At 58.4% G+C, this 428-nt stretch carries 1 protein-coding gene; it reads left to right on the top strand.

The annotated features are described in order from the left end of the window. The coding region (locus tag AC4IFO_RS23080) for an oxidoreductase (protein ID WP_490737865.1) at window positions 1-428 on the top strand (428 nt) is incomplete at both ends.

Genomic DNA, 428 nt, shown 5'->3' with positions numbered 1-428 from the left:
AAAATCGGCATTCAATTGGGGCACGCAGGGCGCCGTGGTTCAACCCAGCGGGGGTGGGAGCAGGAAAACCACCCATTGCCGAGTGGAAATTGGCCGCTCGTCTCGGCCTCTGCCTTGCCGTATCTACCAAACGTGTCGCAAACGCCAGCGGCTTTAACGGAAGCGCAAATGGCGACCGTGATTGACCAATTTGTGGCGGCGGCAAAACGGGCTGACAGCGCAGGCTTTGATTGGTTAGAGCTGCAAGCGGGTCACGGCTATTTATTGTCGAGCTTTTTATCGCCGCTCACCAATGTGCGCACCGATGGCTTTGGGGGCAACCTTGAAAACCGCCTGCGTTTCCCTCTGGCGGTGATTCAGGCGGTACGCCAAGTGTGGTCAAAACCGTTGGCGGTGCGTATCTCCACCACCGATTGGGTGGAGGGGGG

This window comes from Providencia sp. UF-224, from assembly GCF_058245955.1.
Note: the sequence above shows the minus strand (reverse complement) of the source record. Positions and strands in the feature narration are given on the sequence as shown.